At 70.5% G+C, this 25,477-nt stretch carries 23 protein-coding genes and 1 riboswitch; of the genes, 12 read left to right on the top strand and 11 right to left on the bottom strand.

What is annotated here, in order from left to right; translation table 11 throughout:
• Positions 1–22: 22 nt before the first annotated feature.
• A complete protein-coding gene (locus Q0444_RS12345) occupies positions 23–2,749 on the bottom strand; it encodes a bifunctional GNAT family N-acetyltransferase/acetate--CoA ligase family protein (protein ID WP_299023367.1) in 2,727 nt (908 codons plus the stop codon).
• A gap of 61 nt (positions 2,750–2,810) precedes the next feature.
• Complete coding sequence (locus Q0444_RS12350; protein ID WP_299023368.1) at positions 2,811–4,043, bottom strand: acetoin utilization protein AcuC; 1,233 nt, start codon at positions 4,041–4,043, stop codon at positions 2,811–2,813.
• 221 nt (positions 4,044–4,264) lie between these two features.
• Between Q0444_RS12350 and Q0444_RS12355 the strand changes: the two genes are divergently transcribed.
• Both Q0444_RS12355 and galE read left to right on the top strand, forming a co-directional pair.
• Complete coding sequence (locus Q0444_RS12355) at positions 4,265–4,954, top strand: metal-dependent transcriptional regulator (RefSeq protein ID WP_291080040.1); 690 nt, start codon at positions 4,265–4,267, stop codon at positions 4,952–4,954.
• Positions 4,951–5,931 (top strand): UDP-glucose 4-epimerase GalE, encoded by a 981-nt coding sequence (galE, locus tag Q0444_RS12360; protein ID WP_299023369.1) that lies wholly within the window; start codon positions 4,951–4,953, stop codon positions 5,929–5,931. Before Q0444_RS12355 ends, galE begins: the two co-directional genes overlap by 4 nt.
• A gap of 16 nt (positions 5,932–5,947) precedes the next feature.
• Here galE and Q0444_RS12365 read toward each other — a convergent pair whose 3' ends face one another.
• On the bottom strand, positions 5,948–7,048 hold the full coding sequence (locus Q0444_RS12365) for a DUF4192 domain-containing protein (protein ID WP_291080044.1): 1,101 nt from the start codon (positions 7,046–7,048) through the stop codon (positions 5,948–5,950).
• A 263-nt stretch (positions 7,049–7,311) separates the two neighbouring features.
• Here Q0444_RS12365 and Q0444_RS12370 point away from each other — a divergent pair, with 263 nt between their 5' ends.
• The 7 genes from Q0444_RS12370 (at position 7,312) to Q0444_RS12400 (ending at position 14,484) form a co-directional block, all read left to right on the top strand.
• A complete protein-coding gene (locus tag Q0444_RS12370) occupies positions 7,312–8,247 on the top strand; it encodes a proteasome assembly chaperone family protein (protein WP_291080046.1) in 936 nt (311 codons plus the stop codon).
• 41 nt (positions 8,248–8,288) lie between these two features.
• Complete coding sequence (locus tag Q0444_RS12375) at positions 8,289–10,835, top strand: RNA helicase (RefSeq protein ID WP_299023370.1); 2,547 nt, start codon at positions 8,289–8,291, stop codon at positions 10,833–10,835.
• Positions 10,836–10,920: 85 nt separating this feature from the next.
• On the top strand, positions 10,921–11,379 hold the full coding sequence (locus Q0444_RS12380) for a DUF3817 domain-containing protein (RefSeq protein ID WP_291085613.1): 459 nt from the start codon (positions 10,921–10,923) through the stop codon (positions 11,377–11,379).
• Positions 11,376–12,002 (top strand): TetR/AcrR family transcriptional regulator, encoded by a 627-nt coding sequence (locus Q0444_RS12385; protein WP_291085616.1) that lies wholly within the window; start codon positions 11,376–11,378, stop codon positions 12,000–12,002. The genes Q0444_RS12380 and Q0444_RS12385 overlap by 4 nt, the downstream gene beginning before the upstream one ends.
• 60 nt (positions 12,003–12,062) lie before the next feature.
• Positions 12,063–12,881, top strand: coding sequence for an NUDIX hydrolase (locus tag Q0444_RS12390; RefSeq protein WP_291085619.1), 819 nt, complete (start codon positions 12,063–12,065; stop codon positions 12,879–12,881).
• Between the two features lie 64 nt (positions 12,882–12,945).
• Positions 12,946–13,890: a TY-Chap domain-containing protein gene (locus tag Q0444_RS12395; protein WP_299023371.1), complete on the top strand. Its 945-nt coding sequence runs from the start codon at positions 12,946–12,948 to the stop codon at positions 13,888–13,890.
• A 54-nt stretch (positions 13,891–13,944) separates the two neighbouring features.
• Positions 13,945–14,484: a hypothetical protein gene (locus tag Q0444_RS12400; protein ID WP_291085625.1), complete on the top strand. Its 540-nt coding sequence runs from the start codon at positions 13,945–13,947 to the stop codon at positions 14,482–14,484.
• Here Q0444_RS12400 and Q0444_RS12405 read toward each other — a convergent pair.
• Entirely contained in the window at positions 14,450–14,851 is a 402-nt protein-coding gene (locus Q0444_RS12405; RefSeq protein ID WP_291085628.1) for a YchJ family protein, read from the bottom strand. The two genes, Q0444_RS12400 and Q0444_RS12405, sit on opposite strands and share 35 nt — an antisense overlap.
• A gap of 92 nt (positions 14,852–14,943) precedes the next feature.
• Between Q0444_RS12405 and Q0444_RS12410 the strand changes: the two genes are divergently transcribed.
• From Q0444_RS12410 to Q0444_RS12420, 3 genes are all read left to right on the top strand, one after another.
• Positions 14,944–15,186 carry a hypothetical protein gene (locus Q0444_RS12410; RefSeq protein WP_291085631.1) on the top strand — a complete coding sequence of 81 codons (243 nt, stop codon included), beginning with the start codon at positions 14,944–14,946 and terminating at the stop codon, positions 15,184–15,186.
• A 40-nt stretch (positions 15,187–15,226) separates the two neighbouring features.
• A complete protein-coding gene (locus Q0444_RS12415) occupies positions 15,227–16,783 on the top strand; it encodes a fatty acyl-CoA synthetase (RefSeq protein ID WP_291085634.1) in 1,557 nt (518 codons plus the stop codon).
• Positions 16,784–16,932: 149 nt separating this feature from the next.
• Positions 16,933–17,757: a mycofactocin-coupled SDR family oxidoreductase gene (locus Q0444_RS12420; protein ID WP_299023372.1), complete on the top strand. Its 825-nt coding sequence runs from the start codon at positions 16,933–16,935 to the stop codon at positions 17,755–17,757.
• An 84-nt stretch (positions 17,758–17,841) separates the two neighbouring features.
• On the opposite strand, the gene Q0444_RS12425 is transcribed toward Q0444_RS12420, so the two are convergent.
• From Q0444_RS12425 to Q0444_RS12455, 7 genes are all read right to left on the bottom strand, one after another.
• Entirely contained in the window at positions 17,842–18,675 is an 834-nt protein-coding gene (locus Q0444_RS12425; protein WP_291085640.1) for an alpha/beta fold hydrolase, read from the bottom strand.
• 26 nt (positions 18,676–18,701) lie between these two features.
• Positions 18,702–19,529, bottom strand: a complete 828-nt coding sequence (locus Q0444_RS12430) for a hypothetical protein (protein ID WP_291085643.1) — start codon at positions 19,527–19,529, stop codon at positions 18,702–18,704.
• Positions 19,530–19,577: 48 nt separating this feature from the next.
• Positions 19,578–22,472, bottom strand: coding sequence for an aminomethyl-transferring glycine dehydrogenase (gcvP, locus tag Q0444_RS12435; protein ID WP_299023373.1), 2,895 nt, complete (start codon positions 22,470–22,472; stop codon positions 19,578–19,580).
• Between the two features lie 175 nt (positions 22,473–22,647).
• Positions 22,648–22,744, bottom strand: a riboswitch (glycine riboswitch).
• 34 nt (positions 22,745–22,778) lie between these two features.
• Positions 22,779–23,378 (bottom strand): MerR family transcriptional regulator, encoded by a 600-nt coding sequence (locus tag Q0444_RS12440; RefSeq protein ID WP_291085724.1) that lies wholly within the window; start codon positions 23,376–23,378, stop codon positions 22,779–22,781.
• Positions 23,379–23,668: 290 nt separating this feature from the next.
• Positions 23,669–24,169, bottom strand: coding sequence for a bifunctional nuclease family protein (locus Q0444_RS12445; RefSeq protein ID WP_291085727.1), 501 nt, complete (start codon positions 24,167–24,169; stop codon positions 23,669–23,671).
• A gap of 69 nt (positions 24,170–24,238) precedes the next feature.
• Positions 24,239–24,973 (bottom strand): MerR family transcriptional regulator, encoded by a 735-nt coding sequence (locus Q0444_RS12450; RefSeq protein WP_291085649.1) that lies wholly within the window; start codon positions 24,971–24,973, stop codon positions 24,239–24,241.
• Entirely contained in the window at positions 24,970–25,389 is a 420-nt protein-coding gene (locus Q0444_RS12455; protein ID WP_291085730.1) for an FHA domain-containing protein, read from the bottom strand. The genes Q0444_RS12450 and Q0444_RS12455 overlap by 4 nt, the downstream gene beginning before the upstream one ends.
• Positions 25,390–25,477: the final 88 nt, after the last annotated feature.

The following is a 25,477-nucleotide window of genomic DNA, read 5'->3' on the forward strand; positions in this document are numbered from 1 at the left end:
TGTCGACGGCACCGCGCGGGGATCACCGCAGCCGGCGCGGCCCCTCGTTGCCGCTGGACCGCGGGGGCGGTCCCAGGTGGACCTGGGCGAACAGCACGGACACCCCGTCGGGGGACGCGAGCGCCGGATCCACGGACATCCGACGTAGCTCCGGGATGTCCTCCACCAGGCACGACATGCGCCCCATGAGGTCCACCAGCGCGTCGCGATCGGCCGGGGCGTCCCCCGCGTAGCCGTCGAGGATGGGGGCCGCCCGTGGCCGGTCCAGGAGCGAACGGGCCTCGCCGGGGGAGATCGGGAGCGTACTGAACGCCCGGTCCGCCAAAAGGTCTGAAAGCATCCCGGACAACCCGAACGAGATGAGCGACCCGAAGATGGGGTGATCCGCCATCCGCATGGTCACGGCGACCCCCTTGGTGGCCATCTTCTGCACGTGGAGCGATCGCGAGCCGGTCGACTCCTGCAGATGGTCGAACGCCTCGCGGACCGCGGCCGCGCCGGTCAGGTCGAGCCTGACCCCCGACTGGTCACTTCGGCTCCGCCATCGCTCGCTCATCGCCTTGACCGCCACCGGGAAGCCGAGTTCCTCGGCCGCCATGACGGCCTGGTCGACGTCGGCGGCCACGCGGTAGTCCACGATCTCGATCCCGTAGCACTCCAGCAGGCCACGGACCTGGCCCTGGGTGAGTTCGAACGACGCCCTGCCCGCGTTGGAGTGGCACAGGGAGTCCACGAGGTCGCGGGCGCGGGCCCGGTCGATGCCCTCGAACTCCGCCGGCTCCGCTGCGGGGCGGTCCAGCCACTCGGCGTAGCGGCGGGCGCGCACCAGCGCCGACACCGCCCGCTCCGGATAGGGGTAGGACGGGATCGACCCCCGTGCCGCCGCGCCCGACTCGTCCGTCACGATGAGTCCCTCGGGCAGTCCCTCGCCCGCGAGGAAGGTGCTGACCACCGGCTTGGGACTGTCCGCCGCCGCGGCCCGGATGGCCTCGGCGTAGGCGTCGGGTTCCGTGGCGACCGGAGGGACGAACACGGTCAGGACCGAGTCCACCTCGTCGCGGGCCAGCACGTCCGCGATCGCCTCGCGGAACTGCTCCGGGGAGGCCCCGGCACCCAGATCGACGGAATGGGCGACGGTGAAGCCCTGGTGGCGTGCGGAATCGCCGCCCAGTCGACCGACGGCGGTCGAGTTCCCGACTATCGCAAGCCGCCCCCCGGCCGGGAGCGGCTGGTGCGCGAGCAGCGTGGCGGTGTCGAACATGTCGGTGATGGAATCGACCTGGATGAGCCCGGAGTCGCGGAACAATCCGCGGATCGCCGACGCCGTGAGTCCCTCCACCCCGGATTCGAGGTCGTCGGCGGCGCGCCGGACCACGATCACGGGCTTGTTCCTCGCCACCCGGCGGGCGATCCGCGAGAACTTGCGGGCGTTGCCGAAGCTCTCGAGGTACAGCAGGACGACCTCGGTCCCGGTATCGGTGTCCCAGTACTGGAGCAGGTCGTTGCCCGAGACATCGGCCCGGTTCCCCGCGGAGACGAAGGTGGACAACCCCAGTCCGCGGCGGGCGGCGGCCGCGAGGATCGTGATCCCGAGCGCGCCCGACTGGCAGAAGAAACCCGCCCGTCCCGGGCCCGGGACCACCTCGGCGAGGGTGGCGTTGAGCTGCACATCTGTAGAGGTGTTGATCACGCCCAACGCGTTGGGTCCCACCACCCGCATCCCGTGGGCCCGGGCCTCGCTGACCAGTCGACGCTCCGACACCACACCCGCGCTGCCGACGTCGGAGAAGCCGGCGGAGATCACCACGAGGGTCGACACCCCCTTGGACAGGCAGTCGTCGAGCACCTCGGACATGGAGGACGCCGGAACCGCCACGACCGCCAGGTCGACCGGGTCCGGGATGTCCCGGACGCTGGCGTAGGCGCGCACCGAGTGGACACTGGTTGCGTCCGAGTTGACCGGGTACACCGGGCCGGAGAACCCGTTCCCGATGAGGTTGCGCAGGACGGTGTGGCCGATCTTGCCCACCTGGTCGGAGGCACCGATCACGGCGACCGATCCGGGCGTGAGGACCCGCGCGACGCTTCTCGCCTCGGCCGCGGCCTCCCGCGAGTTCCGGACGTTGGTCAGCGCCTCGGTCGGGTCGATCGCAAATTCGAGGTGCAGGGTGGACCCGTCGAAGGAGCGCGAGATCTCGTACCCCGCCCTGCGGAACACCTGGATCATCGAGCGGTTCTCGGACAGGACCTCCGCCTCGAAGTGGTCGATCCCGCACTCGGCGGCGGAGCCGGCGAGGTGCTCGAGGAAGATCGATCCCAGCCCCCTCCCCTGGTGCTGGTCCGAGATGGTGAACGCCACCTCCGCGAAGGTCGAGTCCGGCAGCCGCTCGTAGATCGCCATACCGATGATCTCCGCACCGAGCTCGGCGACGAACGCCATCCGGTCGCGGTAGTCCACGTGGGTCATCCGGCGCAGTTCCCTGTCCGACAGGACGTCGTGGGATCCGAAATAGCGCAGGTAGCGGGTCCGCTCGGACAGGCTCGAATGGAAGTGCGCGATCTTGTCCGAATCCGTGGGCAGGATCGGCCGGATACGCACCGCCCGGCCGTCGGAGCCCAGGACGTCCGCCGCCCACTCGTGCGGATACCCCTCCGGATAGTCGGCCACCGTCGTATCGGTGGAGGCGTGTTCGGGCGGGTCAACGACGGAGACGTCGCCGTCGGTCGGTCCGTCACCGGGGTTGGCCATTCTGGTCCTCCAAAGGACAAGCGTCGAGGGTGGTGGGTACTCGGTACCCGGGATGCGGCGGTCAGTCCCGGGGGTCGTCCGGGTCGAGCCCGAGGAGCGGGTAGACGGAGCGGCGGGTGTCGAGGATCGACTGGTCCAGACGGGCCAGCGTGCGGTCCATCTCGACCCCGCGGTCGCTGCCGGACGGTTCCCACGGCGTGTGGGTGGCGGCGCCGCCGTCCCCCATCGTCTCCGGCACACGGTCCGGAACCGTGAAGCGGGTGGCCAGGGTCTTCCACGTCTCGGGAACCGCGGTCGACGGGTCGAGCGGCACCCCCAGCACCGCCGCGATGAGATGGGTCCACGACCGCGGGACCACCCGGACCAGCTCGTATCCCCCGCCGCCGATCGCGATGATCCGCCCCTCGCAGATCTCGTCGGCCAACGCGATCAGCGCGAGGTAGGACGCGCGGTGTCCGTCGACGGTGAGCGAGAGGTCGGCGAGCGGGTCCTCCCGGTGGGAGTCGCATCCGGCCTGCATGACGATGATCTGCGGCTCGAACGCGCGCAGCACCCCCGGAACCACCGCGTGGAAACCCCGCAGCCACAGCTCGTCCGTGACCGCCGGGAGGAACGCCAGATTCACCGAGGTCCCCTCGGCTCGCCCGACCCCCGTCTCCGAGGCCCACCCCGTGGACGGCCACAGGGTGGCCGGGTGCTGGTGGAGCGACATCGTCAGGACCCTGGGGTCCTCGTAGAACGCGGTCTGGACGCCGTCACCGTGATGGACGTCGATGTCCACGTAGGCGATGCGGTCGTACCCGTTGTCGAGCAGCCAGCTGATCGCGACGGCGGCGTCGTTGTACACGCAGAACCCCGCGGCGGCCGCAGGCATCGCGTGATGCATTCCGCCGGCCACCGACACCGCCCGGGTCGCGGCACCGCTGGCGATGGCACGCGCGGCCGCCATGGTCCCACCGGCGACTGCGGCGCTGGCCTCGTGCATGGCCGGGAACGTCGGATTGTCGGCCGTACCGAGCCCGTGACTCATCCCCAGGTGCTCGCCGGGCGGCAGGTCGCCCGCGGCCTTCACCGCGTCGATGTACCGGGACGTGTGGATCCGGAGGAGTTCCTCGTCGCTCGCCGACCCCGGGTCCAGCATCTCCACCCCCTGGAGGACGCCGAGTTCGGTGGCCAGGGACATCGTCAGGTCGAGGCGCCTGGGGCTCATCGGATGGTCCACGGAGTGCCGGTAGTCCATCAACGACGGACTCCACACCACCTTCGCTGAAACGCCGTCCCGGATCCCGGCCATTCCACAGTCCTCCCGTCGCGCCGGGTCGCTCCCGGCACCCACACCAGGCGGAACCCGGGTGTGGCTCCTGCGAATCTACGCGGTGGGGTCACGCGCGACCCGGGAACGCCCCGCTCTCCACCCCGGTTCCAGGGCCGACGGTAGGCTCGGATCCACCCCGACCGTGCCCAGCGCCCGGGGCGCCGGACGACCAGCGACAATCCGACGTGGAGGACTGCACAGTGAAGGACCTGGTGGACACCACCGAGATGTACCTCCGCACGATCTATGAGCTCGAGGAGGAAGGTGTCATCCCCCTCCGCGCCAGGATCGCGGAACGCCTCGAGCAGAGTGGCCCGACCGTCAGCCAGACGGTCGCCCGGATGGAACGCGACGGCCTGGTGCTCGTCGCGCCCGACCGGCACCTCCAGCTCACCGAGACCGGCCGCGAGCTGGCCGTCGGGGTCATGCGGAAACACCGCCTGGCCGAGCGCCTGCTCGTCGACGTGATCGGGCTGGAGCTGGAGAAGGTGCACGCCGAGGCGTGCCGCTGGGAGCACGTGATGAGCGACGACGTCGAGCGGCGCCTCATCGAGGTCCTCGACGACCCGAGGACGTCCCCCTACGGCAACCCCATCCCCGGCCTGGAGCTCATCGGGTTCGCCTCCGGCCGCCCCGCCGAGCCGGAGTACACGCGGCTCTCGGCGCTCGCCTCCGACATCCCGCACCGGGTCCGGATCCGCGCGATCGGGGAGAACATCCAGATCGACACCGAGCTCATCTCGGAGTTCCGGGCCGCGGGGGTGGAGCCGCTGAAGACCGTCACCGCCACCCGTCGGGGCCATCTCGTCGAACTCGACTCGGGAGACGGGCTCACGGTGGAGCTCGACGGAGACCACGCGCACGCGGTCCAGGTCGAGATCCTGCCGTGAAGCTCCTCGTCACCGGCGGCGCCGGGTATGTCGGGGGGGTCTGCGCCACCGTGCTGGTCGAGCGCGGCCACGAGGTCGTGGTGCTGGACGATTTCTCCACGGGCAACCGGGACGGCGTCCCCGCGGGCGCGACGCTCGTCGAGGGGGACGTCGCCGAGCTCGCCAGCACGGTTCTGAACCCGTCGTTCGACGGGGTCCTGCACTTCGCCGCCAGATCCCTGGTGGGCGAATCGGTGGTCAAGCCCGAGGAGTACTGGCACGGCAACGTCGTCACCTCGCTCGCGCTTCTCGACGCGATGCGCGCCGCCGACGTCACCAACCTGGTGTTCTCGTCCACCGCGGCCACCTACGGCGAGCCGGAGCAGGTCCCGATCACCGAGGACATGCCCACCCGGCCCACCAACACCTACGGCGCCACGAAGCTCGCGATCGACCACGCCATCACCTCCTATGCGATCGCGCACGGCCTGGCCGCCACGAGCCTGCGCTACTTCAACGTGGCCGGGGCGTACCGAGCGGCGGGTGAGAACCGGGTGGTCGAGACCCACCTCATCCCCCTCGTCCTCCAGGTCGCCCTGGGGCACCGCGCCGACATCAAGATCTTCGGGGACGACTGGCCCACCCCGGACGGCACGTGTGTGCGGGACTACATCCACGTGGCAGACCTGGCCGACGCCCACCTGCTGGCGCTGGAGTCCAACGCCGCGGGCATCCACCGCATCCTCAACCTCGGCAGCGGTGAGGGTTTCTCCGTCCGCGAGGTGATCGACGTGTGCCGCGAGGTCACCGGTCATCCGATCCCGGCCGTCGTCGCACCACGTCGGGCGGGCGATCCGGCGGTCCTCGTCGCCTCCAGCCGGAGGGCGATCGGCGAGCTCGGCTGGGCACCGAGCCGCACCGATCTCCGGACCGTGGTCGAGGACGCCTGGGCGTTCACCTCGTCGCTGGGCGACCGCGCCCACTCCGCCCCGCGCTGACGACCCCGCCGGGCGGTCAGGCCGCCGCCGCCACCCGGCGGAGCCGCTCCGGGGCGAGCCCGTTCTCCAGGCCGTGGAGCAACAGCCTCGCGAGCGAGTTCCTCTCGTCCGCACCCACCGCCGCCTCGAGCGCCGACCGGGCGTGGACGCCGCTGCCGGAGAAGTAGGCCGCGGCCCCCAACATCATCAGCGACACGGAGCGTTCCCGTCCGGGCCGACGACGGGCCAGCGCCCACCACAGCAGGCGGCGACCGTCGTCGTCGACCAGCCCCCGCTGGGCGAGACGTCGGTAGATCTCATCACGCACCCCGATGTCGAGCAGGGCTCGGCCGACCTCGGCCAGCTCGTCGTCGTCCAGCTCCTCCCCCGCCTCCAGCCGTTCGGCGGCACGGTCGTGGGCGTCCACGCCCGACTCCACCGGGAGGGACCCCGCCTGACTGTCCGCATCGCCGGCGCCCGGGTCCCGGTCGCACGCGTCCGCGTCCCTGGCCAGATACAGGCGCTCGATCTCCTCCCGCGATCCTGCCTGCACCCGGCCGTCGAACGCGTGGACCGCCGCGATCTCCGTGGTGCCGGGATCCAGCTGGACTCCCCGGACCATCCCGAAGAGGTCGACCCAGGGAGCCCCTGCGGCGAACTCGGGGACGCCGTACGCGGTGACCACCCGCGTCCCCGCCAGTCCCAACCAGTACTCGAACGCGGCGGCGGCGTCCTCCGCGCGGAGCCCGGCCGAGTACCCGTCCACGCAGTCCTCGTGGACCACGACCAGGTGGACGGCGGTCACCCCCTCTCGCGAGCAGAACTGCGCCAGTCCGCGTGCGGGCCCCTCGCCGATCGTCGCGGCCGGGAGATCGTGCTCGACGTCAGGGTCATCGTGGTCCCCGGCGGAGTAGGCGGCGGACCCGTCGAGAAGTCCGTCGACGTCCATCCTCACCACCGGCCCCTGCCTCCCGTCGGAGGTCCTGCCGCACACCACCACCACCGAGCCCGCGCCGGGCGGGAAGCCCAACATCGCCGGTATCGAGGCGATGAGTTCCTCCGGGGAGGAGATCACCACCGTCGTCCTCCCGTCCCCGTCCTCCGGTCCGTCGCCGCGGCCCCGTCCGTCGTGAGTCATGCCGTCCACCCGTCTCGTCGCGCGGTCGATCCCTCCGATGGGGCCGTCCGCGGGTGCCGGAGCACCTGACCAACCTTCGGTCACCCCGGTCCCCCACCGGGGCCCCGAACGGCCCGATCCCGGCGGTCTGTGGAGGCGCACCGGTCGCTGGGGAATCAACCGGGATCGGCTGTCGTTGGCAGAGAGGTGACACCCCTTCCCGGTCGGACGACCATCCGGTCCCGTCCGGTGGAACCGGGGTGTTCGTGACGAGAGGAGTCGACATGGCCAGGCACAGCAACCTGTACCGACTGATCGAGCCCGTTCCCGACCTGCGGTCGGAGTCCGGCGAGGGTCCCGTGTTGGTGCACGCCCTGCAGGGCTTCTCCGATGCCGGCCAGGCGATCCAGGGCGTCACGGAGCATCTCCGCGAGAGCCTGGACGCCCAGTTGATCGTCGAGTTCGACGTCGACGAGTTGGTCGACTACCGCTCGCGCAGGCCGCACCTGCGGTACTCCTTCGACCACTTCACCGGGTACTCCGAACCGACCATCCAGATCCACACCGTGAAGGACGCCGCCGGGACGTCGTTCCTCCTGCTGTCCGGACTGGAGCCCGATCTTCGGTGGGACGGCTTCACCGAGGCGGTGATCGACCTCGCCGGCTCGTTCGGCGCCCGGATGTCGGTGGGCCTCGGCGCCATGCCCCTGGGTGTGCCCCACACCCGGCCCACGCAGTCCAGCGCGCACGCCAGCGACGTCGACCTCATCCGCGGGTTCACCGCGTGGCCGGGGGAGTTCTCCGTCCCCGGGAACGTGAGTTCGCTGCTGGAGCTCCGGATGGCCGAACACGGCATCCCTTCCGCCGGCTTCACCGTGCACGTACCGCAGTATCTGGCGCAGACCGGCTACCCCGCCGCCGTCCTCGACCTCGTGGGGAACATCTCCCGGATCGCGGGGCTGGAGTTGCCGACGGGCGAGCTGGAGAAGTCCGCGGAGGAGTTCACCGCCCAGGTCACGGCGCAGATCTCGGACAGCCCGGAGATCCGGACCGCCGTGGAACTGATGGAGAAGCAGTACGACGCGTTCATGGAGTCCAGGCACGGCTCCGATTCGCTGACCCCCGGCGGCAAACCGTTGCCGTCCGGCGACGAGATCGGCGCCGAGTTCGAGCGCTTCCTGGCGCAGCAGTCGGGCGACGACGATCCGGACGCCGTCTAGTCCGGGCGGGCCCGTCCGCCCGGGCGGCTAGGCTCGGCAGAGTGCATCTGCCCGAACTCCTCGCTGACCTGGACGACGTCCCCTCCGACCTCCACGAGGAGGCGGTCTTCGACGCCTTTGTGGCCTGGGCCGCCGATCAGGGCCTCAGTCTGTACCCGGCGCAGGAGGAGGCGGTCCTCGAGGTAGCGGCGGGCAGCCACGTCGTCCTGGCCACCCCGACGGGCTCGGGCAAGTCCCTCGTGGCGCTGGGCGCGCACTTCTCCGCGATGGCCAGGGGGGTCCGCAGCTACTACACCGCCCCGATCAAGGCCCTGGTCAGCGAGAAGTTCTTCGCGCTGTGCACCGTGTTCGGCGCCGAGAACGTGGGGATGCTCACCGGCGACGCGTCGGTGAACCCGCACGCCCCGATCGTCTGTGCCACCGCCGAGATCGTCGCGAACATCGCCCTCCGCGAGGGGGCCGACGCGGACATCGGCCAAGTGGTGATGGACGAGTTCCACTACTACTCGGATCCCGACCGGGGCTGGGCCTGGCAGGTCCCGCTCATCGAGCTGCCCGACACGCAATTCCTGCTGATGTCCGCCACGCTGGGCGACGTGGACTGGCTGCTCGAGGACCTGCGCCGCCGCACCGGGCGCGAGTCCACCCTCGTCGGCGGCACCGACCGGCCCGTTCCCCTGTCGTTCGAGTACGTCCTCGCCGGGGTGCAGGAGACGGTCGAACTCCTGATCCGGGACGGGAAGGCCCCCGCCTACATCGTCCACTTCACCCAGGCCTCCGCCCTCGAGCAGGCACAGGCACTCACCTCGCTCACGGTGGCCTCCAAGGAACGCAAGGCGGAGATCTCCACGGAGATCGGCGGGTTCCGGTTCACCACCGCGTTCGGCCGGACCCTGCGCAAGCTCCTCCTGCACGGAATCGGCGTCCACCACGCCGGGATGCTCCCCAAGTACCGGCGCCTGGTCGAGCGGCTCGCCCAGGACGGGCTCCTCACGGTCATCTGCGGCACGGACACACTCGGCGTGGGCATCAACGTCCCCATCCGGACGGTGCTGTTCACCGGTCTCACCAAATTCGACGGCCGCCGCCAGCGCGTCCTCAAGTCCCGGGAGTTCCACCAGATCGCCGGCCGCGCCGGGCGTGCCGGGTTCGACACAGAGGGACTGGTGGTGGTGCTGGCCCCCGAGCACGAGGTCGAGAACTCCAAGGCCGCCGCCAAGGTGGCCGCCAACCCCAAGAAGAAGGGCAGGCCCGCCAAGAAGAAGCCCCCGGAGGGCTTCGTCAACTGGTCGCAGGCCACGTTCGACAAGCTCGTCGGGGCGCAGCCCGAACAGCTCACCAGCCGTTTCGAGGTGAGCAACGGCATGCTTCTCAACGTGATCTCGCGCCCCGGGAGCTGCTACGCACACATGCGCCACCTCCTGTTGTCCTCCCACGAGACCCGAGCACGGACCCGACATCACGTCCTTCGGTCGATCGAGCTCTTCCGAGGCCTCGAGACCGCCAGCATCGTCGAGCGGGTCGCGGAGCCCGATTCCGACGGGCGACACGTCCGCCTCACCGTCGACCTCCAGCGGGACTTCGCGCTCAACCAGCCGCTCGCGCCGTTCGCCATCGCGACGATGGAGATCCTCGACCCCGACTCCCCCACCCCGGCGCTGGATCTCGTGTCGGTGATCGAGGCCGTCCTCGACGACCCGAGGCCGATCCTCTACGCCCAACAGCGGGCGGCGCGCGGCGAGGCCATCGGCGCCCTCAAGGCCGATGGGGTGGAGTACTCCGAGCGGATGGAGATCGTCGAGGAGATCTCGTGGCCCAAGCCGCTCGCGGACCTCATCGCCGACGCCTACGACGCGTACCGGGCCGGGCACCCGTGGGTCGCCGGGCTCGAGCCCTCGCCCAAGTCGGTGATCCGGGAGATGGTCGAGCGGGGCATGACGTTCTCCGACCTGGTGTCGGCATACGGTCTCGGCCGGTCCGAGGGGTCGGTCCTGCGTTACCTCACCGACGCCTACCGGGCGCTCCGCCAGACCGTCCCGGCGGACCTGAGGACCGAGGAGTTCGACGACCTCGTGGAGTGGCTGGGGGAACTGGTGCGCCAGGTCGACTCGAGCCTGTTGGACGAGTGGGAACTCCTCACCGACCCCGACGTCTCCCCGGAGCAGGTGGCCGAGCTCGCCTTCGGCCAGTCCTCCGGGGCGACCCGTCCCGTCACCGCCAACCGGCGGGCATTCCGGGTGATGGTCCGCAACGCCATGTTCCGGCGGGTGGAGCTGTTGTCGAGGGACGACATCGACCGGCTGGTCGAACTCGACTCGGACGTGCCCCAGCACCCCGACTGGGACGCGGAGATCGACGCCTACTGGGACGAGTACGACGAGATAGGAGCAGGGCCGCAGGCCCGCGGGCCGGCGCTGTTCTCGGTCACGGAATCGGGTGACGGGCTCGAGCCCGGGACGTGGCGCGTCCGACAGGTCATCGACGACCCCGAGGGCGATCACGGCTGGGCGATCGAGGGCGTGGTGGACCTGGGCGCCAGCGACGAGGCCGGCGAGGTCCGGTTCGCCTCACTGGCCCTGTCCGGCTGATCCCGCCCGGAGCCTGGAACCAGGCGACCGGAAGGGTGACCGTACGATGACCATCGACCATCGACCCGACACCTGGAGGACGACTGTGACCCCCCGCATCCTGTACACGAGGCTCGCGCTGGCGGAGGTGATCACCTGGACCCTGCTGATCCTGGGGATGATCGGCAAGTACGCGTTCGGGCTCGACTGGGCGACGATGGTCGGCGGCAGCATCCACGGGTTCGTGTTCCTCTGTTACTCCGCGACCACGCTCGCGGTGTGGACCGACAAGCGGTGGTCCCCCGCGACCGGCGTGCTCGGGCTGGCCTCCGCCGTCATCCCCTACGCCACGGTCCCCTTCGAGCGGTCGGTCGAGCACCGGGGCCTCCTCGAGGGCCCCTGGCGCCTCGGCCCCGGGGGGGATCAGCCCCGCTCGCTACCCGAGCGGGCCCTGGCGTTCGCCCTCCGATCCCCTGTGGTGGCCCTGCTCGTGGCGCTGGTCGTGATCGCCGTCGTGTTCTCTCTGCTGCTGATGGCCGGGAAGCCCACGGAATGGTTCTCGTGAGTCTGCCCCGCGAGCCGGGTCGTCGCGAGCTGAACAAGGCCGACAAGCAACGCCGGATCCGGGACGCCGCGCGGGACCTGTTCTCCCGCCGCGGGTACTCCTCCATCACCACCCAGGAGGTGGCCGACCTGGCGGAGGTGGGAACGGGAACGCTGTTCCGCTACGCCACGTCCAAGGGCGAACTCCTGTGCATGGTGGCCAACGAGCAACTTCGCGCGATGGTCGACACCGTGCCCGACACCGGCGACCCGGTGGAGGATCTCGTCACACTCTGCGACCCACTGTTCGTCGCGCTCGAGACCCAGCCCGAGAACATCGCCGCCTACCACCGTGAGACCCTGTTCGGTGAGCCGGGTCCGCACCGCGAGGAGGCGCAGCGGATCTTCCGGGACTTGCGCGGGAGCATCGGGGAGATACTCGCGCGGCACTCCGCGGGCGCACCCGGATCCGACCTCGAGGGCCCGGCCCAGACCGTCTTCGACGTCCTGTACATGGGAATCGTGCGGTCGGGAACCGACCGGACGCCGGGTCGCGACCACCGAGCCGACCTTCGACTCCACGTCCGACGGGTGCTCCACGGAGCACTTCCCACCTCCCCCGCGCACACCCCCGACAGCCCCTGAAAGTGGCGGATTCATCACCCCACCGCACCACCCCCCATCACGCCGGGCGACACTGTCGTCATGACCGACCTCCAGGCCACCGCCACCCGCCCGATCAAAGACGCCTCCACCGTGATGGTGGTCCGTGACGCCGACCAGGGACCGGAGGTGTTCGTCGCGCGCCGCGTCCGCGGCATGGCGTTCGCCGGCGGGATGACCGTGTTCCCCGGTGGCGGTGTGGACGCCGCCGACGACGATCCGGACGTCGCCTGGACGGGTCCCGCCCCGGAGTGGTGGGCCGGCCGGTTCGATTGCGATGTCCCGCGGGCCCGCCGCCTGGTGTGTGCGGCGGCGAGGGAGACCTTCGAGGAGTGCGGCGTGCTGCTGGCGGACCACCTCGACGGCTCACCCGTCTCGGACGCCGGCCGGTACCATTCGAGCCGCGCCGACCTCGAAGAGCACCGGCTGACCTTCAGCCGGTTCCTCGCCGACGAGGATCTCTCCCTCGCCGCGGGTCGGCTCCGCCCCTTCGACCACTGGATCACCCCGGCCGTGGAGCCCCGGCGGTACGACACCCGGTTCTTCCTCGCCGCCCTCCCCGAGGGGCAGGAGCCGGACGACCTGACGACCGAGGTCGACCTCACCATGTGGGCCCGCCCGATCGACCTGCTCGAGGATTTCCGTTCGGGACGCTCCATGCTCCTGCCCCCCACGTGGACCCAACTCCGCCTCCTGTCCGAGTTCTCCGACGTCGACTCCGCCCTCGCGTGCGAGCGCGAGATCTCGCCGATCGAACCGGAGATCATCGACGGCGGCGCGGACGGGATCCGGGTGGGCTTCGACGGCTCCGACGAGTACTGGTCGGATTACCAGGCGGGACACGCGCGGACCGGGGACTGATCCCCCGGGAACTCACATCGCGAACCCCGCACGGACGCTGCGGCGCGGTGGTTGACTGCACCCCATGCCGGATTTCGAGTTCGACGTCGACGCGTCGATCGCTGCCGGGTGGGAACGCTTCGCCGCCCGCCTGGCCGACCTCCTGCGTGACCTGGTTCCCGGGGCGACCTTCGACCTGGCCGTGCCGGTCCTCGGAGCACCGTCCACCCGCGCCCCCTACATCCGCTTCACCGCGGCCGGAGGCGAGCGGATCCACCTCGAGGTCTCCGGCGGTGGGTCGGAGGATCTCCCCGTCCCGTTGCGCCGGGGCCAGCTCGAGCAGCTGACCTCGCTGGGCTGGGCGGACGGGAGTCCGGAGGCGATCCCGGGGAGCGCTCCCAGCCCGTCCGTCACCCTCCCCGTGTCGCGCGCCTCGGAGGCCGCGCACCTCGTGGCGGGGACCATGGAGCGGGTCTTCGGGATCCCCCACCCCGTGTTCCTCCACGATGTGGCGGGCCCCGACCACACCGACCACGGCGAGGCTGCACGCCCTGTCCAGCAGGACGCGGATTTCCAGCCGCTGCCCATCACCGATCCCGATGAGGCGACACGCGCCGTGGGCGCGGCTCTCGCCGAGGTGTACCAGCGTCGTGTCCAGGCCGACGAGCATGACGTGTTCACCGTCCCCGCCGGATGTGTCGTGCTCTTTGTCAGGGCGCACCGCTCCCTCCCGCTGATCGTCTTCCGGAGCCCGCTCGTCTCGTCGGTGGAGGATGTGTCGGCCGCCGAGACCGAGGTGGCGATCCTCAACCGGGATTCGTTGTGGTGCCGGTATGTGTTCGACGGCAAGACCATCTCCGCCGAGTCCGAGTTCGTCGACCGGGTGTTCGTGCCCGTCAACTTCAAAATCCAGCTCGCCGAGATCTCCGCGGAACTCGACGACATCTACTCGGACCTCGCCCGACGGGTGGCGGGCAAGAGGTGGCGTGACCTGCGCGCCGCCGAGGAGGACCACACGGACGGACAGTAGGATCAGGATCTGCCGGGACGCGCCCGGCCCACGACATCTCCCCAGGAGCGCCACATGCGTCGCGCCGCCCTCGCTGCCGTCCTCGCGGCCGCGGCCGTGTTCACGACCGCCTGCTCGCCGTCGATCTTCGGCGACGACGACACCCGCGGCGTCCCCGCGCCCACAGGCAGCCCCGCCGGACCCCTGCCGTCGTCGCAGCAGTTCGACCGTCCCTTCCCCGTGGCCGGCGACCAGTGGGACGCCACCGTGACCCTGTCCAACCTGCGGATAGTCCCGTCGTCCGGGTACACGGACTCGATCGTGGTGGTGGATGTCCGCGCGGTGCAGGCGTCCGGTCAACCGGTGCTCGGGCCGGCGGACTTCACCGCGTTCGACCCCTCGGGCCGACCCTTCGAGCGGCTGGAGAACCCGACCGGGACGGTGGAGGATCCGCTGGTCCAGTCGGTGATGAGCTTCCCCGGCGAGGAGATCCGCGGAATGGTCGCGTGGAAGATGCCCCGGGGTGAGCGGATCGGTCGAATCGATCTCGTCACACCGAGGACCATCGGCTCGGTCACCGTCACCCGCCAGCCGGTCGACCCGATGGCCTCGTGACCTCGCCCTCGAGATAGACCCAGCGCCCGCCCCGGCGCTCGAAGGTCGATCGTTCGCGAATGGACGACGGCCCGTCGGGACCGCGGAAGGCGGCCTCGAACTCCACCGCGCCGGTGGCGTCGTCCACTCCTCCGGACACCACGTCGAGGATGGTGAGACCGGTCCAGTCGACGTCGTCCACCTCGACCGTGGAGGGCCTGGTCCGCGGGTGCCACGTCCGCCAGAGGTGTTCCTCGCTGCCGAGGACGAAGGCCGTGTACCTCGAGCGCATGAGTTGCTCGGCCGTCGCCGCCGGGACGCCGTCGGCCACGAGTGGCCCGCAGCACGTGGCGAACCCGGTTCCACTGCCACACGGGCACTCGGTCATGTCCGGCTCCGTCCTGGTCGGGGTCCACACAGGCTACCGGCCGTCACCTCCACTCACGGAGCGTGCCGGCGCGGACTATCCTGGGCCCCGACATGTCGAGTTTCCTGCGTTCCCTCTCCCGCCGACAGGCCGATTCCGGCATCGCACCGCTCCGCGTGCGGTCCTGCCGTGACCTGTGCGAGTGGACCCGAACCCCGGTCCAGCGCCGTGGGGAGCAGATGTTCGCGTGCCGCGGATGCGGGTCGCAGTGGGTTCCGAGTGAGCACTGGACCCCGCGCGACGCCAGCGGCGCGATCCCCCCCGCGGTGCTGGAGATCGTCAAGGGCGAGGACTGAGCCCGCGCCGGACGCCCCGGTGCCTCTATATGCTGGGCGGATGACCAGTACCCCTCAGCCTGTCCCCTCCGCAGTCGGTTCCGCGACGGTCGACGCGGTCCTGCGTCGCTCCGCGGCGCGATACCCCGACCGAACCGCTCTGACCTTCGACGACCGTCGGTGGACCTATGCGGCGCTCGACTCCGCGGTCGACCGGGTGGCCGCGATGCTCCTCGGCCTCGGCCTCGACGCCGGCACCCGGGTCGCGGCGTACGGCGTCAACTCGGACGCTTACCTCATCGCCTTCCTCGCCACCTCCCGGGCCGGGTTCACCCACGTTCCGGTGAACTACGCCCTCACCGGGGGCGAGCTCGAGTACCTGCTGGCGGACTCCGGCGCCACCCTCGTCCTGGTCGACCCCGCCCAGGCGCCCACCCTGGACAAGGTCCTCGCGACCATGCCCCGGCTGCGGTCTCTCGCACTGCTCCCCGGCTCCGGTGAGCCCGCCGGGGGGACGATCCTGGGCTCCGCGCTCGACCAGACCCCGCCCGCGCCCGTGGACTCCCCCTCGACCGGCGGTGACCTGGCCCAGCTCCTCTACACCTCGGGGACGACCTCGCGCCCCAAGGGCGCGATGATGACGCATGCCGCGCTGGTCCACGAGTACGTGAGCTGCATCCTCACCCTGGACCTCACCGCCGACGACGAGCCGCTGGTGACCATGCCGCTCTATCATTCCGCCGCGATGCACGTCTTTGCACTGCCCTACCTGTCCCTGGGCGCGACGGTGCACCTCATGGCGGCTCCCGACGTCCCGGAGATCCTCCGCAGGGTCGAGGCGGACAAGATCGGGTCCCTCTTCCTGGCCCCCACGGTGTGGGTCCCGTTGGCCTCCCACCCGGACCTCGACACGCGCGATCTCTCGAGCCTGAGGAAGGCGCAGTACGGCGCGTCGATCATGCCGGTGACGGTCCTGCAGCGACTGCGTGGCAAGTACCCCGATCTGGGCTTCTACAACTGCTTCGGCCAGTCCGAGATCGGCCCTCTCGCCTGTGTCCTGCGCCCCGAGGAGCACGACGCCCGTCCGGCCAGCGCCGGTCGGTCCGTGTTCTTCGTCGAGGCCCGCGTTGTCGACGAGAGCGGCGCCGACGTCGCGGACGGCGAACGGGGCGAGATCGTCTACCGCTCTCCCCAGCTGTGCGCGGGTTACTGGAACAAGCCCGAGGCCACGGCCGAGGCGTTCCGGGACGGGTGGTTCCACTCGGGTGACCTGGTGATCCGTGACGCCGAGGGGTTCATCGAGGTGGTCGACCGCATCAAGGACGTGATCAACACCGGCGGCGTCCTCGTGGCGTCCCGTGAGGTCGAGGACGCGGTCTACCAGGACGTGCGCGTCGCGGAGGTCGCCGTGATCGGCACCCCGGACGAGAAGTGGATCGAGGCCGTCACGGCGATCGTCGTCCTCAAGGAGGGCGCCGACGTGACGGAGGAGGAGATCATCAGCGGCACGCGGGCCCACCTCGCGCCGTTCAAGGTGCCCAAGCGAGTCGTGTTCGTGGACGAACTGCCGAGGAACCAGTCCGGCAAGCTCCTCAAGCGCGAACTTCGCCAGGGCTGACGCCCCCGGCGCAGCGCGGCGTCCCACCCAGCGGTCACGGCGGCCAACGGGTGGGACGCGGCCTGTCCCGGCGGCGAGGCGTGCCCTACCCTTGCGCCAAGTGACGTCGCTCACACCCGGGCGGCGCGTGTGCGGCACGGGAGGTCGACATGGGCAAGCTCGAGGGAAGGGTCGCGTTCATCACCGGCGCGGCGAAGGGCCAGGGTCGGAGCCACGCGCTCCGGCTCGCCGCCGAGGGCGCGGACATCATCGGGGTGGACATCTCCACACAGGTGGCCACGTGCCCCTATCCGACCGCCACCGCTGAGGATCTCGCGGAGACCGCGCGTCAGGTCGAGGCCCTCGGGCGCCGGTTCGTCGGCGCGGAGGCGGATGTCCGTGACCTCGACGCCCTCGGTGCCGCGGTGGACAAGGGCGTGGCCGAGCTGGGCAGGTTGGACATCGTGTGCGCGAACGCCGGGATCGCCAGCTTCGCCCCCGGCGCCGACATGTCCGAGGAGATGTGGGAGGAGATGGTGGGGATCAACCTCTCGGGGGTATGGCGCACGTGCCGGGTCGCCATACCCCACCTCATCGCCTCCGGAGGCGGATCGATCGTCATGACCAGCTCACTCGCGGGCCTCAAGGGACTGGCGGGTATCGCCCACTACGCCTCCGCCAAGCACGGCATGCTCGGCCTGATGAAGGTGCTGGCGGTGGAATACGGCGGGCAGGGGATCAGGGTCAACGCGGTGCACCCGACCAACGTCGACACTGACATGATCATGAACGATGCGACGATGGGCCAGTTCGGCGCGGGCGGCGGCGACCCCAAGGCCGCCTTCGCGGAGGCCGCACGCCAGATGCACGTGCTCGAGGTCCCGTGGGTGGAGTCGATCGACATCTCCAACGCGGTGGCGTTCCTGGTCTCCGACGAGGCCCGCTACATCACCGGCGTGTCCCTCCCGGTCGACGCGGGAGCCGCCATCAAGTGACGGCCCACGGCGTGCCCCACTCCGCGAGCCTGCCGGGGCCGCCAGGGCCGCCGGGGCCGCCGGGACCGTGCGGTCAGGGTGCGGTCAGCCCAGGCGAGCGAGGACTTCCCTCGCGACCACGTCGGGGACCTGCTCCGGGAGCCAGTGCCCCCTCCCCGCGAGCGGGACGAACCGGTAGTCCGCCGTCACCCAGTCGGCGGTCGACTCCGCACCCGACCGCGCGACCGCCATGTCGTCCTCACCCCACAGGTACGTCGTGGGCACCGAGACCTCGGGGAGGTCGTACCGGCGCATGGCGCGATACCAGTTGAGTGCCCCCGTCAGTCCCGCACGGTCGCCGACCAGGGCGAGGTGCCTGTCCACCACGCCGTCCGACACCTCCCCACCGAACATCGCACGCAGGCGGCGGGCGTCCCCGTCGAGGAGGACGTCCTCCGCCTTCCCCTCCTGGCGGAAGAGGGTGAAGTACACCGATCTCGCCTGCTGATCAGGGTCTGTCGACAGTGCCTCCGTGAACGCCGCGAGGTGCGGGATGGACACCGCGGTGAGTGTTGCCACCCGATCCGGATGATGGGCTGCCAACCACCAGGCGACGGACGCACCCCAGTCGTGACCCAGCAGGTGGACCCTCTCCAGACCGAGATGGTCGACCACTGCCAGCGCGTCCGCGGCCAGGTGCTCGATAGCGTAGGCCTCGACGCGGTCGGGGCGGGCGCCCGGCGAGTACCCCCGCTGCGCCGGGGCGATCACGCGGATCCCCTGGGCGGCGAGGAGGCCGGCGACGGATTCCCACTCCCACGGCGATTCGGGGAAACCGTGGAGCGCCAGAACGGTGTCCCGCGCGTCTCCCTCCGGCTCCCAAGCGAGGACGTCGAGCCGGCCGACCGGGACGTCGACGGTGTACTCCCGTGGTTCCATGCCCGGACCCTATACGGTCCCGCCCGTCACCACGGTCGGCTTCCGGGAGGGCTCTGGGCCGAGGACCCCGAGGGGACGACCCGTGTCCGCCGCTCGTGCCACTCACGCACGAGCCACATCTCCACCACGAGCGGATCGACGGCGGCGACGTCCGCCCACCCTGCCACCACGTCGAGGTACCGCTGATAGCGGCGTGGGGTCATCCGGGCGAACGACTCGACCTCGGTCCACCCCGCGTGGACCAGGCTCGCGATACCTGCCGGGTCCACCGGCACGATGCTCTGCTCGGACCACGCCATGCCCAGCGAGGACAGGTACAGGGAGGCGAGCGGGAATCCGAGATCCGGCACCCCCCTGCCCGCGCATCCGTGCGGAGCACCGTTACGCAGCAGGTTCATCGCCTCCGCGGGGGCGTCGAGCCAATCCACCACGTCGTGGAGGACCAGCGGATAGCCGTGCGTGGAGAGGGACCGCCAGGCCTGACGATCCCGCTCCGGTACCCGGAAATCCGGGAGCCCGCGTCGGATCCCGGAGCGCAGTGGGTGGCCGGCAAGCCATGCTGCACACATGTAGAGCGCGACCACCGACTCCTCGAGACTGCCGCGAGCCCTCCGTCCCGCCGCCCACAGATCGCTCCTGCGGAGGAAGCCGGAGCCGGTCTCCACCCGCCCGCCGTCGGGGCCACCCGCGACCAGGCGTAGGTCGACCCCGCGCTCGGCCAACCGGATGTTCCACAGGTCGAGGTCGATCTCCACGTACTCGTCGGCCACGAGGACGCCAGGGGGTTGGGCGCGGCACCAGTCGAGGCAGGCCGCGGGGAGGGCGGGGACGGGGCGGGGTCCGGTCGTCGTCATGCCCAGCACGGTCTCATGCGGGTACGACAACGCCGGCTCGCCCGTGGATCAGTCCTCCGCGAACGCCTCGAGGGGCGGGCAGGAGCAGACCAGGTTGCGGTCCCCGTACGCGCCGTCGATCCGGCGCACGGCGGGCCACACCTTGGGCCGCCACGACGCCCCGAGCGGGTACGCCGCCACGCTCCGCGGGTAGGCGTGCCCCCACTCGTCGGCCGAGACGCTCTCCGCGGTGTGCGGGGCGCCGCGGAGGGGGTTGTCCTCCACCGTCCACTCCCCCGCGCCCACCCGGTCGATCTCCGTGCGGATGGCGATCATCGCGTCACAGAACGAGTCGAGCTCGGCCAGGTCCTCGCTCTCCGTGGGCTCCACCATGAGGGTGTTGGGCACCGGGAAGCTCATCGTGGGGGCGTGGAAGCCGTAGTCCGCCAGCCGCTTGGCCACGTCGTCGATCGAGATCCCCACGGAGTCGATGAGCGGGCGCAGGTCGAGGATGCACTCGTGCGCCACCCAGCCGCCGTCTCCCGAGTACAGCACCGGGTAGTGCTCGCCGATCCGGCGGGCGAGGTAGTTGGCGCTCGCGATGGCGGTGAGCGTGGCCCGCCGCAGTCCGTCGGCCCCCATCATCCGGACGTACGCCCAGGTGATGGGCAGGATCGAGGCGGAACCGAAGGCCGCGGCGGACACCACGCCGCCCGAGCCCAGGCCGTCCTCGTGGGGATGGCCGGGAAGGAACTCACGGAGATGCTCGGCCACGGCGACCGGGCCCACCCCGGGACCCCCACCGCCGTGCGGGATGCAGAACGTCTTGTGCAGGTTGAGGTGACTGACATCGCCACCGAACCGACCCGGACGGGCGACCCCCACGAGGGCGTTCAGGTTGGCACCGTCGATGTACACCTGGCCACCCGCGTCGTGGACGATCGCGCAGATCTCCTCGATGTCGTGCTCGAACACACCGTGCGTGGACGGGTAGGTGATCATGATCGCCGCGAGCTCCGCGGCGTGCGTGGAGACCTTGGTCCGGAGGTCGTCGACGTCCACGTCACCGTTGGGACGGCAGGCCACCACGACGACCTTCATCCCGGCCATGACGGCCGAGGCGGCGTTGGTCCCGTGGGCCGAGGACGGGATCAGACAGACCGTCCGGTTCTCCTCGCCGCGGGACCGGTGGTAGGCGCGGATCGCGAGCAGTCCCGCGTACTCACCCTGGCTGCCGGCGTTGGGCTGCAGGCTGACCGCGGCGTAGCCCGTGATGTCCACCAGCCACTTCTCGACGTCGGCCACCAGTGACCGGATACCGCCGGTCTGCGCGGCCGGGGCGAACGGGTGGAGTCGGTTGAACTCCGGCCAGGTGATGGGTTCCATCTCCGTGGTGGCGTTGAGCTTCATGGTGCACGAGCCCAGCGGGATCATGGTCCGGTCGAGCGCCATGTCCTTGTCCGAGAGCGCCCGCAGGTACCGGAGCATCGCGGTCTCGGTGCGGTACCGGACAAACGCCTCGTGCTGCAGGTACTCGCTGGTGCGATCACCGTAGGTGGGGTCCACGAGGATCTCGAGAGCCCCGGTGTCGGCGATGTCCTCGATCCGACCGCCGAACGCCTCGAGCACCAGCGAGACGTGGACACCGGTGGTCGCCTCGTCACAGGCGATGGACACGGTGTCGTCGTCGACCTTCCACAGGTTGACGCCGCGCTCGGCCGCCGCGGCGACCACCCGGTCGGCGTCGCCGGGAACCCGGGCGAGAACGGTGTCGAAGAAGTCCGCGTGGACCACCTGCACGCCCGCGGCGACGAGACCGTCGGCCAGGACCGCCGCGTGGGCGTGGACGCGCCGGGCGATGGCCGCCAGGCCCGACGCGCCGTGGTAGGAGGCGTACATCGCCGCGAGGACGGCGAGCAGGACCTGCGCGGTGCAGATGTTGGACGTGGCCTTGTCCCGGCGGATGTGCTGCTCACGAGTCTGCAGGGCGAGGCGGTAGGCGACGCGGCCGTCCGCGTCCGTCGACACGCCGACCAGACGTCCGGGCAGGTTGCGGGCGTGGGCCGTGCGGCAGGCGAGGAAGCCGGCGTGGGGTCCGCCGAAGCCCATCGGGACGCCGAACCGCTGCGTGGTGCCGAAACACGCGTCGGCGCCCTTCTCCCCCGCCGGGGTGTGGACGGTCGCGGCCAACAAGTCCACACCGGCGGCCACCATGACGCCCCGCTCGTGGCACTCGTCGATCAGCCTCGACACGTCGGCCACGCGGCCGGACGCGCCCGGCGTCTGCACGAGCGCGCCGAAGAACTCGCCCTCCGGCAGGCCCCCGTCGACGAGGTTCGTGGTGACCAGCTCGATGCCGAGCGGCTCGGCGCGGGTGGCGAGGATCGCCGCGGTCTGGGGGAAGACGTCGACGTCGACGGCGAAGCGGGGGCTCTTCGACGTCCGGTTGGACCGACGCAGCATGGTCATGGCCTCGGCCGCCGCGGTGCCCTCGTCCAGCATGGAGGCGTTGGCCATGTCCATGCCGGTGAGGTCGGAGACCATGGTCTGGAAGTTGAGCAGCGCCTCGAGCCGACCCTGGCTGATCTCCGGCTGGTACGGGGTGTAGGCGGTGTACCAGGCCCGGCTCTCGATGATGTTGCGGATGAGCACCGGCGGGGCGAGGGGGTCGTAGTAGCCCTGACCGATCATCGAGACCGCCACGGTGTTGCGGTTCGCGAGCTCCCGGAGAGCGTCCAGGGTCTCGGCCTCCGACAGCGGTTCGGGGAGCGCGTCGATCCCCGCCGCCCGACCATCCCGATCCAGCTCGTCGACGATCACCGACGGAAAGGCCTGCTCGGCGAGTTCGTCGAGCGACCTCACCCCGATCGTCTCCAGGATCCGGGCCAGGCCGTCGGCGTCGGGTCCCAGATGGCGGGCGACGAACTCGCCTCCGGTCCGTGCGGTGTGCGGGGTCGTCGTCACAGGTGCTCCTCGAAGGGCGGGGCCACCCGGACGGGCGGCCTGCGGGCCGGTGCTACCCTCTCCGCTCTGTCCCCTGCCGGCTCGATGCCGGCGCCTGAGAGATTCGCCGGGCCCGTAACGGACCCTGCTTTCCCCGTGGGCGGGTGGTCGATTCCACCGCTCTCCAGAGGCGTTAAGCGACTGCACGGTCCGGGTGCCTGAGAGATTCTCGGAGAGGAGTTGCTCCTTCGGCGCCCGCGGCAGTTGCCGCGGGGCTCTCCCGTGAGTCGCGTGAACGCAGGACCGAGTCTAGACGACCGGCGTCGATCAACCCGTTCGCCGCGAGGCGCGGGCGCGCCGACGGGCCGCCAGTTCGTCCTCCATGGGTTCGATGATGTCCTCCACCGAGACGGTTTCGGCGGGGAACTCCGAGATCGATCCCGCGAGCTCGCGCATCGCGCCGCCGATCCCGATGCCGAACACACCCTGACCACCCTGGAGGAGGTCGAACACCTCCTCCTTGGACGTGCACTCGAACACCGTCCGACCGTCCGAGAAGAGGGTGATCGTGGCGAGGTCCTTGACGCCCCGGGACCGGATCTGCTCCACGGCCTTGCGGATGTTCTGAAGGGAGATGCCGGTGTCCAGGAGCTGCTTGACGATCTTCAGGACGAGAATGTCCTTGAACGAGTAGAGGCGCTGACTGCCGGACCCTGCCGCGTTGCGGATCGACGGCACCACGAGATCGGTCCGGGCCCAGTAGTCGAGCTGCCGGTAGGTGATCCCCGCGATCTGGCACGCGATCGGCACCCGGTACCCGCTGGTGCCGTCCGGGATCCCGTCATCGGGGAACAGCCCCGGATGCACTTCGTCGAACGTGGCCTGCGTGGCCTCGTCGGCGCCTCCGAGGAGACCCTCCGTGTGCATGCCGGCGGAGGACGACTCCGGATCCCGGGTGTGGTCGGCCACGATTGCTCCCTCAGGCTGTGGGGTACCGCCATGATCATGGCGGCGCAGTATCGGGCTGGTCAGCCCGACTCCCGAACGCGTGAACACCATCGGTGTAGTTCACTGGGGCCAACGCTAGGCCGCCGGAGGTCGACGATCAATAGGACACGCGGTAAACCTCAACCTCAAGTTGAACTTTAGGCATGGTCCTGACCTGCGCACTGGTGCTGATGTGTCCCGTGGTGACAGGGAACCTCCAGGTCAGACGGTCAGGAGGTGGAGGCGTCCGGTCGCTCCGGGTCGTCCCCGCCACCGAGGAAATCATCCGGGCTCACCTGGTCGAGAAACTCGCGGAAGGCCTCGACCTCCTCCTCGCCCTGCTCCACCAGCGAGATGCCGACCTCGTCGAGCACCTCGCGACTGACCAGCACGGGGGACGACGTGCGGAGCGCCACCGCCACGGCATCGGAGGGTCGCGCCGAGACCCGCTTGCCCTCGAAGACGAGTTCGGCGAGGAACGTCCCCTCCGACACGCCCACGATCTCCACCTGCTCGAGCGGGTGGGAGAAGGTCTCCAGGAGCGTGGCCACGAGGTCGTGCGTCAACGGCCTGCCCGGTCGCACCCCCTGCTGCTGCAGGCTGATCGCCGCGGCCTCGGCCGCCCCGATCCAGATCGGCACGTACCGACCCCCGTCTTTCTCGTGCAGGATCAGCACGGGGGCGTACTCCGGTTCCTCGAAGCGGATGCCCACCACATCGACCTCACGCATGTTCTTTCCCATGTCCTCCGCCTCTCGCACGGGCCCAGCCTAACCCTGATCGACGGCCGGGCGAGCGGGTCAGGGTTCCAGCGCGTGCCGAACCGCCACGGTGACGAGCGTGGAATGGAGGGCGACCGAGAGCGCCGCGATCTCCCGCGCGAGTTCGGCCGCGCGGTCTCGCGCATCCGCATCCCCCTGACGCGCGACGGGCCCGGCGATCTGGGTGATGAGACCCGTCTGACGATCGGCCGCGGTCCGGAACCCCCGGAGGTGCCGCACGTCGACACCGTGGGCGGCAAGGTCGCGGGCGGTCCTCGCGACCAGCACCGCCTCCGGGTCGTAGAACCCCCCCGGGCCGGCCACGATGAGACCGGCGTCCACCAGGGAGTCGACGAGATCCGCCTCGACCCCGGAGTTCTCGATCACGGTCTCACGGGTCAGCCTCAGGACCGTGTCGCTGCGGAAGTCGTCCGGAGCCGAGCCCGGAACGCTCTCCGCTCCCGACCGTGGGAGCAGGGCCGTGGTGGACCCGTCGGCGATCGCCGAATCGAGAGCGTCGAGTTCCTCCCTGATCACCTTCAGCGGCAGGTAGCGGTCACGCTGCGCGGTGAGCACGTAGCGCAGCCGCTCACGGTCCCCGGGACTGAACCGTCGGTAGCCGCTGGCGGTCCGCTCCGGGGTGACCAGACCTTCGTTCTCGAGGAACCGGACCTTCGACACCGTGAGGTCCGGGAACTCCGCGACCAGGAGTGCGATGACGCCGCCGATGGACAGGTGCCCATCGTGCGCGGCGCCGTGTCCGGCGGCGGTCACTGCCCGGGCGTACCCGTCAGGAATACCAGACGGAACTTGCCGATCTGGACCTCGTCGCCGTTCGACAACGACGCCGAGTCCACGGGCTCGCGATTGACGTAGGTGCCGTTGAGCGAACCGACGTCCACGACCGTGAAGGTCCCGCTCTCGCTGCGGAACTCCGCGTGCCGACGACTCACGGTGACGTCGTCGAGGAAGATGTCACTGTCCGGGTGCCGACCGGCCGACGTGGTGGCCTGGTCCAGGAGGAAACGGGAACCGGCGTTGGGGCCCCGCTTGACCACCAGGAGGGCCTGACCCTCCGGCAGACCCTCAACACCGGTGACGGTCGACTCCGACTGGGCCGCCTGCTGATCGGACTCGTTGAGAAGCTCCGCACGGAACACCGAGGTGGTCTCGGCGGTCGCCTCGGGCATGTTCTTGTTCTCGGTCACGTTTCGTCTCTCCTCGTCCGAGCCCAACGAGGGGCTCACCGTGCGGTGCAATGATTCTATGCCGGACCGC

Origin of the sequence: uncultured Dietzia sp. (genome assembly GCF_937873725.1) — a bacterium.
In the GTDB taxonomy this organism is placed as follows: domain Bacteria; phylum Actinomycetota; class Actinomycetes; order Mycobacteriales; family Mycobacteriaceae; genus Dietzia.